13 protein-coding genes and 3 pseudogenes are annotated in these 13,196 nt (G+C 70.9%); 8 read left to right on the top strand and 8 right to left on the bottom strand.

The features are described from left to right. Window positions 1-19: 19 nt before the first annotated feature. From AB0N07_RS18855 to ilvA, 3 genes and pseudogenes are all read right to left on the bottom strand, one after another. Window positions 20-136: pseudogene (locus AB0N07_RS18855) on the bottom strand (ABC transporter permease); the annotation flags it as partial. Continuing rightward, the gene (locus AB0N07_RS18850) at window positions 133-1,143 is read right to left on the bottom strand and encodes an ATP-binding cassette domain-containing protein (protein WP_365836312.1); all 1,011 of its coding nucleotides are present in this window, start codon (window positions 1,141-1,143) and stop codon (window positions 133-135) included. The pseudogene AB0N07_RS18855 and the gene AB0N07_RS18850, both read right to left, overlap by 4 nt. A gap of 196 nt (window positions 1,144-1,339) precedes the next feature. Next, complete coding sequence (gene ilvA, locus AB0N07_RS18845) at window positions 1,340-2,569, bottom strand: threonine ammonia-lyase (RefSeq protein WP_365836310.1); 1,230 nt, start codon at window positions 2,567-2,569, stop codon at window positions 1,340-1,342. Window positions 2,570-2,735: 166 nt separating this feature from the next. Between ilvA and AB0N07_RS18840 the strand changes: the two genes are divergently transcribed. The 3 genes from AB0N07_RS18840 (at window position 2,736) to AB0N07_RS18830 (ending at window position 4,191) form a co-directional block, all read left to right on the top strand. Next, window positions 2,736-3,242 (top strand): MarR family transcriptional regulator, encoded by a 507-nt coding sequence (locus AB0N07_RS18840; protein WP_365836473.1) that lies wholly within the window; start codon window positions 2,736-2,738, stop codon window positions 3,240-3,242. 171 nt (window positions 3,243-3,413) lie between these two features. Beyond that, window positions 3,414-3,917 carry a sigma factor-like helix-turn-helix DNA-binding protein gene (locus AB0N07_RS18835; RefSeq protein ID WP_365836308.1) on the top strand — a complete coding sequence of 168 codons (504 nt, stop codon included), beginning with the start codon at window positions 3,414-3,416 and terminating at the stop codon, window positions 3,915-3,917. 25 nt (window positions 3,918-3,942) lie between these two features. After that, window positions 3,943-4,191 carry a hypothetical protein gene (locus tag AB0N07_RS18830; RefSeq protein ID WP_365836306.1) on the top strand — a complete coding sequence of 83 codons (249 nt, stop codon included), beginning with the start codon at window positions 3,943-3,945 and terminating at the stop codon, window positions 4,189-4,191. 15 nt (window positions 4,192-4,206) lie between these two features. On the opposite strand, the gene AB0N07_RS18825 is transcribed toward AB0N07_RS18830, so the two are convergent. Then, a complete protein-coding gene (locus tag AB0N07_RS18825; protein WP_365836304.1) occupies window positions 4,207-5,361 on the bottom strand; it encodes a cystathionine gamma-synthase in 1,155 nt (384 codons plus the stop codon). 162 nt (window positions 5,362-5,523) lie between these two features. On the opposite strand from AB0N07_RS18825, the gene AB0N07_RS18820 reads away from it, so the two are divergent. Then, the gene (locus tag AB0N07_RS18820; protein WP_365836302.1) at window positions 5,524-6,642 is read left to right on the top strand and encodes a hypothetical protein; all 1,119 of its coding nucleotides are present in this window, start codon (window positions 5,524-5,526) and stop codon (window positions 6,640-6,642) included. An 18-nt stretch (window positions 6,643-6,660) separates the two neighbouring features. On the opposite strand, the gene msrA is transcribed toward AB0N07_RS18820, so the two are convergent. Further along, window positions 6,661-7,173: a peptide-methionine (S)-S-oxide reductase MsrA gene (msrA, locus tag AB0N07_RS18815; protein WP_351462256.1), complete on the bottom strand. Its 513-nt coding sequence runs from the start codon at window positions 7,171-7,173 to the stop codon at window positions 6,661-6,663. 219 nt (window positions 7,174-7,392) lie between these two features. On the opposite strand from msrA, the pseudogene AB0N07_RS18810 reads away from it, so the two are divergent. The 3 genes and pseudogenes from AB0N07_RS18810 to AB0N07_RS18800 all read left to right on the top strand — a co-directional run. Next, window positions 7,393-7,683, top strand: a pseudogene (locus AB0N07_RS18810) (DUF4291 family protein); the annotation flags it as partial. A gap of 7 nt (window positions 7,684-7,690) precedes the next feature. Next, window positions 7,691-8,797, top strand: a complete 1,107-nt coding sequence (locus tag AB0N07_RS18805; protein WP_365836300.1) for a serine hydrolase domain-containing protein — start codon at window positions 7,691-7,693, stop codon at window positions 8,795-8,797. Between the two features lie 18 nt (window positions 8,798-8,815). Continuing rightward, entirely contained in the window at window positions 8,816-9,565 is a 750-nt protein-coding gene (locus AB0N07_RS18800; protein WP_365836298.1) for a cyanophycinase, read from the top strand. Between the two features lie 9 nt (window positions 9,566-9,574). On the opposite strand, the pseudogene AB0N07_RS18795 reads toward AB0N07_RS18800, so the two are convergent. After that, a pseudogene (locus AB0N07_RS18795) lies at window positions 9,575-9,958 on the bottom strand (VOC family protein). 132 nt (window positions 9,959-10,090) lie between these two features. Beyond that, window positions 10,091-11,131 (bottom strand): NAD(P)-dependent alcohol dehydrogenase, encoded by a 1,041-nt coding sequence (locus AB0N07_RS18790; RefSeq protein ID WP_365836296.1) that lies wholly within the window; start codon window positions 11,129-11,131, stop codon window positions 10,091-10,093. Window positions 11,132-11,302: 171 nt separating this feature from the next. Here AB0N07_RS18790 and AB0N07_RS18785 point away from each other — a divergent pair, with 171 nt between their 5' ends. Beyond that, window positions 11,303-12,214 carry a helix-turn-helix transcriptional regulator gene (locus AB0N07_RS18785; RefSeq protein WP_365836294.1) on the top strand — a complete coding sequence of 304 codons (912 nt, stop codon included), beginning with the start codon at window positions 11,303-11,305 and terminating at the stop codon, window positions 12,212-12,214. A 109-nt stretch (window positions 12,215-12,323) separates the two neighbouring features. Here the strand turns inward: AB0N07_RS18785 and AB0N07_RS18780 are convergent, their stop codons facing one another. Continuing rightward, window positions 12,324-13,094, bottom strand: a complete 771-nt coding sequence (locus AB0N07_RS18780; RefSeq protein ID WP_365836292.1) for an antibiotic biosynthesis monooxygenase — start codon at window positions 13,092-13,094, stop codon at window positions 12,324-12,326. Between the last annotated feature and the right edge of the window lie 102 nt (window positions 13,095-13,196).

The raw sequence follows: 13,196 nt of genomic DNA, 5'->3' as shown, positions 1-13,196 counted from the left end.
GACCCGAGCGAACAGGATTCGGAATTCGGGACATCCTGATTAGATTGCGTTTGGCAACGACCAGCGAGTCGCGGATCGACTGGCTGACCGGGTTCGCGGGCGGCGCGACCCGCACGGCGTCGGTGACGGCGCTCACTTGGCTGCCTCCTTCTTCTGCTTGCGGTCCTTGGTCTCCGCCGGCGTGCCGTTCTCCTCGTCCTTGACCTCTGCCACGTGTCCCGTCAGGGACAGGAAGACGTCGTCGAGGGTGGGGCGGCGCAGGCCGATGTCGTCTATCTCGATGCCGCGGGTGTCGAGCTCCCGGATGACCTCGGCGAGCAGCTTCGCGCCGCCGGTGACGGGCACGGTGAGCTTGCGGGTGTGTTCCTCGACGGTGAGCTCGCCCTTGCCGAAGCCGGTGAGGACCTCGCCGGCGGTCGGGATGTGTTCACGCTCGTGCACCACGACCTCGACGCGCTCGCCGCCGGTGCGGGCCTTGAGCTGGTCGGAGGTACCGCGGGCGATGACACGCCCGTGGTCGACGACCACGATGTCGTGCGCCAGGTGGTCGGCCTCCTCCAGGTACTGGGTGGTGAGCAGCAGGGTCGTGCCGCCGGAGACGAGCTGTTTGATGACCTCCCACAGCAGCTGCCGGTTTCGGGGATCGAGGCCGGTCGTCGGCTCGTCCATGAACATCACGGGCGGCGAGACGACCAGGGCTGCCGCGAGGTCGAGTCGGCGGCGCATGCCGCCGGAGTACGTCTTCGCGGGCCGGTCGGCGGCCTCCGCGAGGTCGAACTGGTCCAGCAGCTCCCCGGCCCTGGCCTTCGCGGCCTTGGCCTTCATCTGGTAGAGCTGGCCCACCATCTGGAGGTTCTCACGGCCGGTCAGATACTCGTCGACGGCGGCGAACTGGCCGGACAGGCCGATGGAGCGCCGCACCTCGTTGGGCTGCTTGAGGACGTCGAGGCCGGCCACGACCGCCCTGCCGCTGTCGGGGCGCAGCAGAGTGGTCAGGCAGCGGACCGCCGTCGTCTTGCCCGCGCCGTTCGGCCCGAGCAGGCCCAGCACGGTGCCCTCGGGGACATCGAGGTCGACGCCGCCCAGAGCCCTTACGTCGCCGAAGGTCTTGACCAGGCCTTCGGCATAGATGGCGCCTGGCATATGAGTCTCCACGTCGTCGGGGAATCTTCGGAAAGCCTTGGTTTGCGCACTTGCTCCGCCTGTCGGGTGCCGTGGCAGGCAGCCGCCACGACACTCACCATAACGCGATGTATCGCGTCTCTCAACGCATTTACTCGATCGAGCGACGAAGGGTCTCTGAGCTGGGGTTCCTGCTCGGCCCGGGTCGCCAGGCGGCTCAGTCGATGACTGTGTAGCCCGCCTCGCGCAGCGCCCGGCCCACCTCGGCGCAGTGCTCCCGGCCCTTGGTCTCCAGGTGCAGCTCGACCTCCGCCTCCGTGAGCCCGAGCCGTGGGTCGGTCCGTACGTGACTCACATCGAGGACGTTAGCGTCCACCACTGACAACACCCCGAGAAGTGTCGCGAGGGCCCCCGGCCGGTCCGTCAGCCGCAGCCGTACGGCCAGGTAGCGGCCCTGCGCCGCCATGCCGTGGCGCAGGACGCGCTGCATCAGCAGGGGGTCGACGTTCCCGCCGGACAGCACCCCCACCACCGGGCCCTCGAAGGCTCCCGGCTCGCTCAGCAGCGCGGCCACCGGGCTCGCACCGGCCGGTTCGACGACCAGCTTGGCTCGCTCCAGGCACAGCAGCAGCGCGGTGGACAGGGCGTCCTCGGAGACCGTGCGGACCTCGTCGACCAGCTCGCGGACGATCTCGAACGGCACGTGACCGGGCCGCCCGACCTTGATGCCGTCGGCCATGGTCGCCGGGTGCTCGACGGACACCGGACGCCCGGCCGCGAGCGAGGGCGGGTACGCCGCCGCGCCCTCCGCCTGCACGCCCACGATCCGCACGTCCGGCCGCAGCGCTTTCACCGCGATCGCGATGCCGGCCGCGAGGCCTCCGCCACCGATGCCGACGACGACGGTGCGCACCTCCGGGCACTGCTCCAGGATCTCCAGCCCGACCGTGCCCTGGCCCGCGATGATGTCCGGATGGTCGAAGGGGTGGATGAACACCGCGCCGGTCTCGGCCGCGTACGCCTGTGCGGCGGCCAGCGTCTCGTCGACCACCTGCCCGTGCAGGCGCACCTCGGCGCCGTACTCGCGGGTGGCGCTGATCTTCGGCAGCGGGGCGCCCTGCGGCATGAACACCGTCGCCCGCACGCCGAGCAGTGAGGACGCCAGCGCGACGCCCTGCGCGTGGTTGCCGGCGCTCGCCGCCACCACCCCGGCGGCCCGCTCCTCGGGCAGCAGTCCGGCGATCCGGACGTACGCGCCGCGCAGCTTGAACGAACCCGTGCGCTGAAGGTTCTCGCATTTGAAGTGCACCGGCGCGCCCACCAGCTGGGACAGATGCCTGCTGCCCTCCATCGCCGTCACCCGCGCCACGCCCGAGAGCATCTTCTGGGCGCCCCGCACGTCGTCGAGGGTCACGGGCCGAAAGGAGTCAGCCGTGCTGTAGCTCATGACTCAAGCATCGCAGTTCACAGGCGCGCACGGTCGCTGTGACCAACGTCCGAGACTGGTTTGCGCAGCGCCGGTACGGCTTGCCCCCCAGCCGCGTACTCTGTCCCCCATTCCAGACAGCCCCCCTTCATGAAGTGAGCCTCCGGCCATGCCCACAACACCTGAAATGTCGATGGACATGACGACCGTCGGTGACACCGGTCTCCTCGACACGCTGCAGCACGAGGTGGCGGTCTTCGCCCGCCGTGCCGAACAGACCCGGCTCGGTGGCGTCGGGCAGGTGCGCAACTCCATGGACCGCGCCGCATACCTGCTGCTCAACCGCCTCGACAAGGAAGGCCCCATGGGGGTCAAGGCGCTCGCGGCGAGCATGGGCATCGACTCCTCGACGGTCACCCGGCAGGTGGCTCCGCTCGTGGACACCGGGCTCGTCAAGCGCACCTCGCACCCCGAGGACGGGCGCGCGGTGGTGCTCCAGCTGTCGCCGCGCGGCCAGTCACGGCTGGAGGAAGTGCGCTCCTCGAGGCGTCAGTTGATGGCCGAGCTGACACACGACTGGGAGCCGGAGGAGCGCGAGGCGTTCTGCACGCTCCTGACGCGCTTCAACACCGCTCTCTCCTCCCGGATGGCGGCCCAGGGGGTGCCGGCGCCGGAGGCGTCGTCGGCATCGTAGCCACCATCGCCATGCGTGCCCGCCCTGTCCGGACACGCGCGCGTGCCGCGCAGCTCTTGACCGAAAGGCCACCCCTGGCCTCAGATGAGACCGGGCCCCGTCGTACGCGGTTGTGCACCCCGTACGCGGCCGGGTCCGTCAGGTCAGGGTCGCGTCAGGGCGGGAGGCGCGGTGCGAAAGCGGCAGGTGCTCCAAGGTGCCCGCCGGGCCCGGGAGTTCGAGGCGTTCGTCGCGGGCGCGGCAGGGCGGCTGCTGCATGCCGCCACGCTGCTCACGGCGGAGGCCCCGGGCGACAACCCGCGCGCGCGACGTCTGCTGACGCTGGCCCTCGCGCACACGTACGCGTGCTGGGACCGGCTGCGCGGGGAGGACCCGTACGACCGCGCCCGCCAGTACCTGGCCTGCCGTTTCGCGCGCGGTGCCTGGCACCAGTACGGCGGTTTCGGTCGGGCCCTCCCGCATCCCGGCAGTCCGCTGGCCCTGCTGGCACCGCAGGAGCGTCTGATCCTGGTCCTCAGGCTGTACGAGGGGGTCGGCGAGGAGCAGACGGCGGCGCTGCTCGGCCTGCCGACGGAACGCGTCCGCGCGATCTGCGACCGGGCCACGGCGACACTGCTGCATCCGCCGCGGAACACGGCACCGGCGGTCGGCGGGGCGAAGGTGGCGCCGTCATGAGGCGCGCAGGCGGAGGGGAACGCGCATGAACCGGGCCGAGCGCGAGGCCGCCGCACGGCGGATCATGGAGCAGGTGCCGCCGCCGGTGCCGCCGGACCTGTACGGGGAGGTCGTGCGCCGTGGCGCCCGCAGCCTGCGCCGAAGGACGCTCGCCCGCCGCCTGATGTGGCTGCTGCTGTGCGCCGCGGGTGTGGCGTTCCTCGTGTGGGCCATGATGGCCCGCCCGTGGGTGGAGCCGCCCTCGCAGACGACTCCCCCGTACACGGGCTGGTGAGCGGGCGGGTCGGGGCTAGCCGAGCGCCTGCTGCAGGTCCTCCAGGAGGTCGTCGACGTTCTCGATGCCGACGGAGAGGCGTACGAGATCGGCGGGCACCTCCAGGGCCGAGCCGGCCACGGACGCGTGGGTCATCCGCCCGGGGTGCTCGATCAGCGACTCGACGCCGCCCAGGGACTCGCCGAGCGTGAACACCTTGGCGCGGTTGCAGACCTCGACGGCCGCCTCCTCGCCGCCCTCGACCCGGAAGGAGACCATGCCGCCGAAGGAGCGCATCTGCTTGGCGGCGACCTCGTGACCGGGGTGGTCGGGCAGGCCCGGGTAGAGAACGCGCGTCACGCGTGCGTGCCGGGTGAGCATGTCGGCGACCTTGGTGGCGTTCTCGCTGTGCCGGTCCATGCGCACGGACAGCGTCTTCGCGCCGCGCAGCACCAGCCAGGAGTCGAAGGGCCCGGCGACCGCGCCCATCGCGTTCTGGTGGTACGCGAGCTCCTCGCCGAGCGCCTCGTCGGCGACGACCAGCGCACCTCCGACGACGTCGGAGTGGCCGCCCATGTACTTGGTCAGCGAGTGCACGACGACGTCGGCGCCGAGCGCCAGCGGCTGCTGCAGGTACGGCGTGGCGAAGGTGTTGTCGACGACGAGCTTCGCGCCCGTGTCCCGGGCGATCTGGGCGACCGCGGCGATGTCGGTGATGCCGAGCAGCGGGTTGGAGGGGGTCTCCACCCACACGGCCTTGGTCTTCGGCGTGATGGCGGCCCGAACGGAGGACGCATCGCTGGTGTCGGCGACCGACCACTCCACCCCCCACCGGGCGACGACCTTCGCGAACAGTCGGAACGTGCCGCCGTACGCGTCATTGGGGATGACCACGTGGTCGCCGGGGCTGAGCAGCGTACGCAACAGGCAGTCCTCGGCCGCCAGTCCGGACGCGAACGCGAGGCCCCGGCGGCCGCCCTCGAGGGCTGCGAGGTTCTCTTCCAGGGCGGTCCTGGTGGGGTTGGCGCTGCGGCTGTACTCGTAGCCTCCGCGCAGACCGCCGACGCCGTCCTGCTTGTAGGTCGAGACCTGGTAGATCGGCGGGACGACCGCGCCGGTGAGGGGATCGGCGGTGTTGCCCGCATGGATCGCGAGGGTCTCGAAGTGCTGACTGATGTGCCTGTCGCTCATGGGCACCGAGGGTAGTGCGCTCGCGGGGCGCGCGCCGGGCGGCGAGGCGGGGGAGGCCGTACTGCCGGGTTTTCCCTCGGTCCCGGCACCGGGTCCGGGGAGTTTTCCACAGGTCGCCGACCGGGTTCGCCAATTGTCACCGGCGTCTGGAACGCTTGAGCCATGGAATTTCTCTGGGTCCTGATCGCCGCCGTCATGCTGGGCTTCGTGCTGCTCCCCGTCCTGCGGCGCAGGCGGGGCATGATCGAGCAGGTCCCGGCCGGTCACCCGGACGCCGCCGACCCCGCGAACTACGGATTCGTGCGGGAGGAGGAGCTGGACCTCCGCATGCCCGGCCCCGACCAGGACCTGCTCGACGTCCTGGACCTGGTGCAGCGCACACAGGACCACCGCGCGGCCTCCCAGCTGCTGGCGGGCACGGAGGCGGCGGGCGAGCTGCGCTGGCAGCGCGTGCAGGCCTTCGCGGGCGCCGCGTCGCTGGAGCTGCAGCAGCGGCCCGGCGGGGTCAGCGAGACCCCGGGCGGTCAGTGGCTCAGGGTGTGGCGGGCCGAGCAGCCCAAGGACGCGGGCGGCGCCGCGGTGCACGCGGAGTTCCTGGTCCAGCAGGCGTGGCGGACGTCGACGCCGGGCACGGACGAGTTCCGGATCATCATGGAGGAGGCGCAGGCGGCGTGCGGCGATGCGGCGCTGCTCGCCCCCGGCGATCCGGTCCCGCACATCATCGAGCTGTCGGTGGCCCGCGGGCTGGCCTACTCGCAGCCGGAGTTCGAGCAGCTCTGGCTGCGGATCCTGGACCGCGCCCCGGCCCACATGGGCGCACACCTGGCCGCCCTGCACTACTGGTGCGAGAAGTGGCACGGCTCGCGCGAGCTGGCGAACTCCTTCGCGGAGGCGGCAGCCGCGCGCGCACCCCAAGGCTCCCTCCTCGCCGCGATGCCCCTGTTCGCGGTCTTCGAGCACCTGCCCGAGGTGAACCTGGTCAGCAGCTTCTACCAGAGCGAGACCGTGACGAAGGCGATCCACGGGGCGCTGCACGCCGTCCACTCGGCCCGCCCCGACGACCCGATGCTCGCGCACGTACGCCACCTGCTGGTCTTCTTCCTGGTCCGCGCGGAGCGCTGGGCGGAGGCAATGAACCAGCTCATACACATCGACGGCCATGTGGGTGCGCTCCCCTGGACCCTGTCCGCCGACCCGGCAGCCGAGTTCGCGGTCTACCGGGCGCTGGCGGTGGCGGGCTACGAGGCGAACGGCGGCAGCCCGGCGACGCTGCCGCACTGAGGGCCGGTCCGGAGGGTGTCAGCCCTCCGTGCGGGCCGGCAGCCGCCATCCCGGGCGGGGGAAGTGGCAGGTGTAGCCGTCCGGGTAACGCTGCAGGTAGTCCTGGTGCTCGGGCTCGGCCTCCCAGAAGGGGCCGACCGGCTCCACCTCGGTGACGACCTTGCCCGGCCACAGGCCGGAGGCGTCCACGTCGGCGATCGTCTCCTCGGCGATCCGCTTCTGCTCGTCGTCCACGTAGTAGATCGCCGAACGGTAGCTGAGGCCGATGTCGTTGCCCTGGCGGTTCTTGGTGCTCGGGTCGTGGATCTGGAAGAAGAACTCCAGGAGCGCGCGGTAGTCGGTCTTCTCGGGGTCGAAGAGGATCTCGATGGCCTCCGCGTGCGTGCCGTGGTTGCGGTACGTCGCGTTCGGCACGTCACCCCCGGTGTATCCCACCCGGGTCGCCGTCACGCCCGGAAGCCGGCGGATCAGCTCTTCCATCCCCCAGAAGCATCCGCCCGCCAGCACGGCCCTCTGCGTCTGCGCAGCCATTGCAGTCCTCCCATATCGGTCAACTCGGTCACTCGGGCGATGCTGCTCGCACACCATCGGCATCCCGTGCCCACCCCCCTCAACGCGCGAGGGTTCCACGCGATTCCGGGCCGCCCCTCGGGGGAAACCCGGTCGCCGCGCGGGGCGGCGGTCCCCCACGCCGTAGGCCGTGGAAGACCCACAGTGGATGATGTACCGCTGCGGTTGGGCGCCAAGGCGCGGGATCTGCGGCTGCAGCCGCTGCCCTGCCGGTCGCTGCGGCTCGGTCTCTCCGGTGAAGGCGTGCGGCGCCATGCGGACGAGTGGTCGGTCACCATCAGTGATGTGACCCCGTCGGCCCGGGAGATACGTGCGTACGTGGGCGGCGGGGACCTCGATTCGGCGGCCCGGCTGCCTCCGCAGGAGCGCCCGCGCCCTGCGGCGGACGAGCTCCTGGCGCGTCTGCGTCCGTCGGCGGGACAGCTGACGGCCGCAAATTCGGTTGCCGCGTCGCGTGCCGATGCGGGCTAATGCACCCATGGCTGACATCCAGGGCTCGTACGACGGTCTGTTCACCGCGGTGCCCAACCGGCTGGCGGAGATGCTGGACGCCGGGGACACGGGCGGCTCGGTGGCCGTCTTCGTGGACGGCGAGCCGGTGGTGGACGTGTGGGGCGGGTTCGCCGACGCCGAGCGCACCGTGCCGTGGGAACGGGACACGATCGTCAACGTCTACTCCGTCACCAAGACCATGACGGCGCTGTGCGCGCTCGTCCTCGCCGACCGCGGCGAGCTCGACCTGGACGCGCCCGTGGCCCGGTACTGGCCGGAGTTCGCCGCGGCGGGAAAGGACCGGATCCGCGTCCGGCATCTGCTCTCGCACACCGCCGGTCTGCCCGACTGGGACGGGCCGGTCGAGGAGATCTACGACTGGCCGGCCGCCACGGCGCGACTCGTCGCGCTGGCCCCGCAGTGGGAGCCGGGCAGCGCGGCCGGGTACCACTCGCTCACCCAGGGGTTCCTCGTGGGCGAGGTGGTGTGGCGGATCAGCGGGCGGAGCGTGGGTGAGTTCTTCGCTCAGGAGATCGCCGGCCCGCTGGGGGCCGACTTCCACATCGGGCTGGCGGCCGAGCACGACCGGCGGGTGGCGCTCACGGTGCCGCCGCCGGGACGGGACGAGGAGTACACCGCGAGTGCGCCCGGCAGGGGCTCGACGCCCGCCGCCGGGACCGCCCTGCGGGTCCGGGACGGCAACAGCGTGGCCTGGCGCCGTGCGCAGATCCCCGCGGCGAGCGGATTCGGCAACGCCCGGTCGGTCGCGCTCGTGCAGTCGGCGATGGCCTGCGGAGGGACGCTTCGCGGAGTGCGGCTGCTGTCGCAGGCGGGGTGCGACCGCGCCTGGGAGGAACAGTTCAGCGGCGACGACCGGGTACTGGGCATGCCGGTGCGCTGGGGGCTGGGCTACGGGCTCTTCGGCAACACCTACGGTTGGGGCGGCTGGGGCGGGTCGCTGGTGATGATCGAACCCGAGACCCGGATGGTGGTGGCGTATGTGACGAACCAGATGCGTGAACCCGCCGACGACAACCGGGGGTTGGAGATCGTCATGTCCGCCTACGACGGTCTCGTGGGACTGCGGGCCTGACAGGCGGACGGGGAGAAGATGGGGGCGCTGATGGGCAGCCGTGGCAGTCGTACGTTCCTGATCGGGGGTGGCTGGGACGCGACGGCCGCGCACGCCGTCTACGGACCGTTCCTGCGGGCGGCCACCGGGACCCGCGTCGGCTGCGTCGTGCTCGACGAAGGGGACGGCAGCGAGCAGTTCGGCCGGTACGACGCCGTGCTGCGGAAGGCCGCCGACTGCAACCCCGTACCGCTGCTGGTACCGCTCGGCGGGGAGTTCGCCGCGGACCGCCTCCAGGATCTGGACGGACTTCTGGTCTGCGGCGGGCTGACGCCCGCGTATCAGGACGCGTTCGCCGGATGCCTGGACCAACTGCGGTCCGCTCTCGCGGAGTTCGGCATTCCGTACGCCGGCTTCTCCGCCGGGGCGGCGGTCGCTTCGCGGCACGCTCTCGTCGGAGGGTGGCTCGACGACGGCGTACCCGTGTGCCACGAGGACACGGCCGAGGACCTGGAGGAGATCGAAGTACGGCCCGGGCTGGGGCTGGTGCCCTTCTCCGTGGAGGCGCACGCCGCGCAGTGGGGGACGCTGCCGCGCTTGATCGCCGCGGTCGCCAGGCACGGACTCCCGCGCGGCGTCGCCATCGACGAGAACACGGTCGTGGAGGTCGGCGCGGACGCGCGCGCCCGGGTATCGGGGCTCGGACGCGCGCATTCCGTGCAACCGTCCGCCGACGGGAGCGTTCTCGTACGGTCCTATGGAGCCGGCGAGTTCCTTCCCGACGAGTGAACCGGCAGGTCAACTCCCGCTGCCGTAAGGCCTGGTGATGATCTCCAGGTTGTGGCCGTTGGGGTCGTCGAAGTACGCGCCCCGCCCGCCGTCGTTGTGGTTGATCTCGCCGCGGCGGTGATGGTACGGGTCCGCTCAGTAGGTCAGCCCGGCGTCCTGGATACGGCCGAAGATGGTGTCGAAGTCGTCCTCGGACACCAGGAACGCGTAGTGCTGCGGCGTGATGTCGCCGTCCGTCTCCATGTAGTCGAGGGTCACGCCGTTCGGGATCTGGACGGGGATGAAAGGGCCGAACGGCGGGCTGGGCTCCAGCCCCAGAAGGTCGGCGAGGAACTGGGCCGACGCCTTCTTGTCATGGACGGCGACGATGGTGTGGTTCAGCTGCACGTTCATCGTGTGGGCCTCCTCCCGCCCAAGATACTCCGAAGGGCAGACAAGGTAAGGCACACCTCAGAACGGCGTCGGGGACCCGCACGCGAGAGGCCCCGGCGTCATCTTCCGCCGGGGCCCCACCTGTCAGATCCGTCAGATCGTCGCGACGTCGATCACGAAGCGGTAGCGGACGTCGCTCGCCACCACCCGCTCGTACGCCTCGTTGATCTGGTCCGCGCTGATCACCTCGATCTCGGCGCCGAAACCGTGCTCGGCGCAGAAGTCGAGCATCTCCTGGGTCTCGGCGATACCGCCGATCATGGAGCCGGCGAGGGTCTTGCGGCCGGCGATCACCGAGAAGAGGTTGAGGGCGATCGGCTCCTCGGGGGCGCCGACGTTCACCAGCGCGCCGTCCCGCTTCAGCAGCGACAGGAACGCACCGAAGTCGAGCGGGGCCGAGACCGTGGAGAGGATCAGGTCGAAGGAGCCCTGCAGGTCCTTGAAGGTCTGCTCGTCGCTGGTCGCGTAGTAGTGGTCGGCGCCCAGCTTCAGGCCGTCGTCCTTCTTGCGCAGGGACTGCGAGAGGACCGTGACCTCGGCGCCGAGGGCGTGAGCGATCTTGACGCCCATGTGGCCGAGGCCGCCCATGCCGAGGATCGCGACCTTCTTGCCGGGGCCGGCGTTCCAGTGCTTCAGCGGGGAGTAGGTGGTGATGCCGGCGCACAGCAGCGGCGCGGCCACGTCCAGCGACAGCGCGTCGGGGATGCGGACGACGAAGTTCTCGTCGACGACGACCTTCTCGGAGTAGCCGCCGTAGGTGGGCTCGCCGTCCTTGCCGATCGAGTTGTAGGTGCCGACGTTGCCGCCGGTGCAGTACTGCTCCTCGCCGGCCTTGCAGCTCTCGCACTCCCGGCAGGAGTCGACGAGGCAGCCGACGCCCACGCGGTCGCCGACCTGGTACTTCGTGACGCCCGCGCCGACCTCGGAGACGATGCCCGCGATCTCGTGACCCGGAACCATCGGGAAGGTCGCCTCGCCCCAGCCCTCCCGCGCCTGGTGGATGTCGGAGTGGCAGATACCGGCGAACTTGATGTCGATCAGGACGTCGAACTCACCGACCTCGCGGCGCTCGATGGTGGTGCGCTCCAGCGGAGCCTTCGCGGCGGGGACGGCGTAAGCGGCAACAGTGGTCATGCCGAGGGGTCTCCTAGCAGTGGTTACGCGCCCGGCTGCCTTCTGACCGGGCATGTCGTTCAGCATGCCGGACCGCAGGGGCTTCACCCAGCCCACGCTTCTGCATACGTCCGCTGTGCCTACCACTGGCGGGGTCAGGATGGTGTGCGTACGACAGTGAATACTTGAGGCATGGACGAACAGCCCCATCCCGTACCCGAGCCCGCAGGGGCTCTGGACCGGCGTGCCGAGCTCAGTGAGTTCCTGCGCACCCGGCGCGCCCGGCTGAAGCCGGAGGACGTGGGGCTGCCGGACTTCGGCCGGCATCGGCGGGTGCCCGGGCTGCGCCGCGAGGAGCTGGCGCAGCTGGCGGGCGTCTCGGTGGCGTACTACACGCGCCTGGAGCAGGGCAACGGGCGGAACGTGTCGGCGGAGGTGCTCGACGCCATCGCGCGGGCGCTCAGGCTGACGGACGCCGAGCATGCGCACCTCACGCACCTCGCGAAGCCGAAGCAGCACAAGAAGAAGCCGGCGGCGCGGTCGCAGCAGGTGCGGGGGGCGCTGCGGCAGCTGCTGGACTCGATGGACGGGGTGCCGGCGTACATCTCCGGGCGGCGTTCGGACATCCTCGCGTGGAACCGGATGGCCGCGGCCGTCTTCGGCGACTGGGGCGAGCTGCCGGCGCACGAGCGGAACTGGGCGCGGCTGGTGTTCCTGCGGCCGGAGTACCGGGAGCTGTTCTCCGACTGGGAGCAGAAGGCCAGCGACGTCGTCAGCTTCCTGCGGATGGACGCGGGCCGCTGTCCGGACGACCCGCGGCTGTCCGCGCTGGTGGGCGAACTCTCCGTGAAGAGCGAGGAGTTCAGGCGGCTGTGGGCCACACACGACGTGCAGGAGAAGGGCTACGGGGTCAAGCGTCTGCACCACCCTCTGGTCGGTGATCTGACGCTCCACTTCGAGTCGTTCCGCTCGGCCGATGACGACGGTCAGGCGCTGACGACGTACCACGCCGAGCCGGGGTCCGCTTCGGCGGAGGCGTTGCGGCTGCTGGCCAGTTGGGGAGCGGATGCCACTCGGGCGGGGCAGTCTGCACCGTCCTCCTGAGCCGTGCCCGGCGGTCGGCGCGTCCCTGGCCTGAACGGCCTCGTCCTCAAACTCCGGACGGGCTGAAGATGCCTGACCGGCGCCACTCAGCACCGCCCCTCGGGCTTGTTCACCCCTGATACGGCGGCATCGTCCCCCACGTCCACCGCGGCACCGGCTGCTCCGCCGGTGGCTTTGCGTCCGGGCCGGAGAAGTACACCGCCAGCCTCGTCCCCCACTCCACGTACGCCAAGAACGCCGACCGGAACTCGGCATCCGTCGGGAGTCCGGCCTCGTCCGCCGCGTCCTGGATGAGGTTGACCCAGCGGCGGCGCTGTGGCTCGGTGATGTGTTTGCCGAAGTGTCTGGCGACCATGTGGCCGTGGCCACCCTGGGTGAGGGAGTAGGTGGCGGGGCCGCCGAAGACCTCGCCGAGCCAGAGGGCCACGTGTTCGGCGTGGTCGGCGGCGAGGTCGGCGAAGAGCGGGGCGAGGAGGTCGTCCTTCAGGACCTTGTCGTAGAAGACCGACGTCAGACGGGTGAAGGCGGCGGCGCCCCCGGCCCAGTCGTAGAGCCTCGGCAGCGAGGATCCCGTACCCCGTACCGTCGTCGGCTTGTAGTGGCGCATCTCCTCGATGTTGCCGACGTACGGGCGGATCTCCGCGAGGAAGGCGGGGAACAGGTCCGAGCTGCGGAAGCCCTCCACATGGTCCTCGGTCGACGTCCAGGTGATGCGCAGCACGTAGTGCTCGAAGTCCTCCTCGCAGCGGGCGAGTTCGTAGTCCACGCACTGCGGTGCCGCGGCCAGCTGGACCGCGGCCCGTGTATAGGCGGCGAGGAACTCCGCCGAGCGGTCTTCCGGGATGCGGTAGCGGATGTACTCGACGGTCTGTGTGGTCATGCGCCTACGGAAACACGGACCGCCCGCCGGAAGCTCTGCTTCCGGCGCGCCATCCAGCGCGGGTTGACGACACGCGCACGGAAGACGCGGTGGGTCTCCTCG

The sequence above is a fragment of the Streptomyces sp. NPDC051172 genome (assembly GCF_040682555.1).
GTDB lineage: Bacteria > Actinomycetota > Actinomycetes > Streptomycetales > Streptomycetaceae > Streptomyces.
The sequence above is the reverse complement of the archived record's forward strand: the minus strand, read 5'-3'. Positions and strand labels throughout refer to the sequence as shown.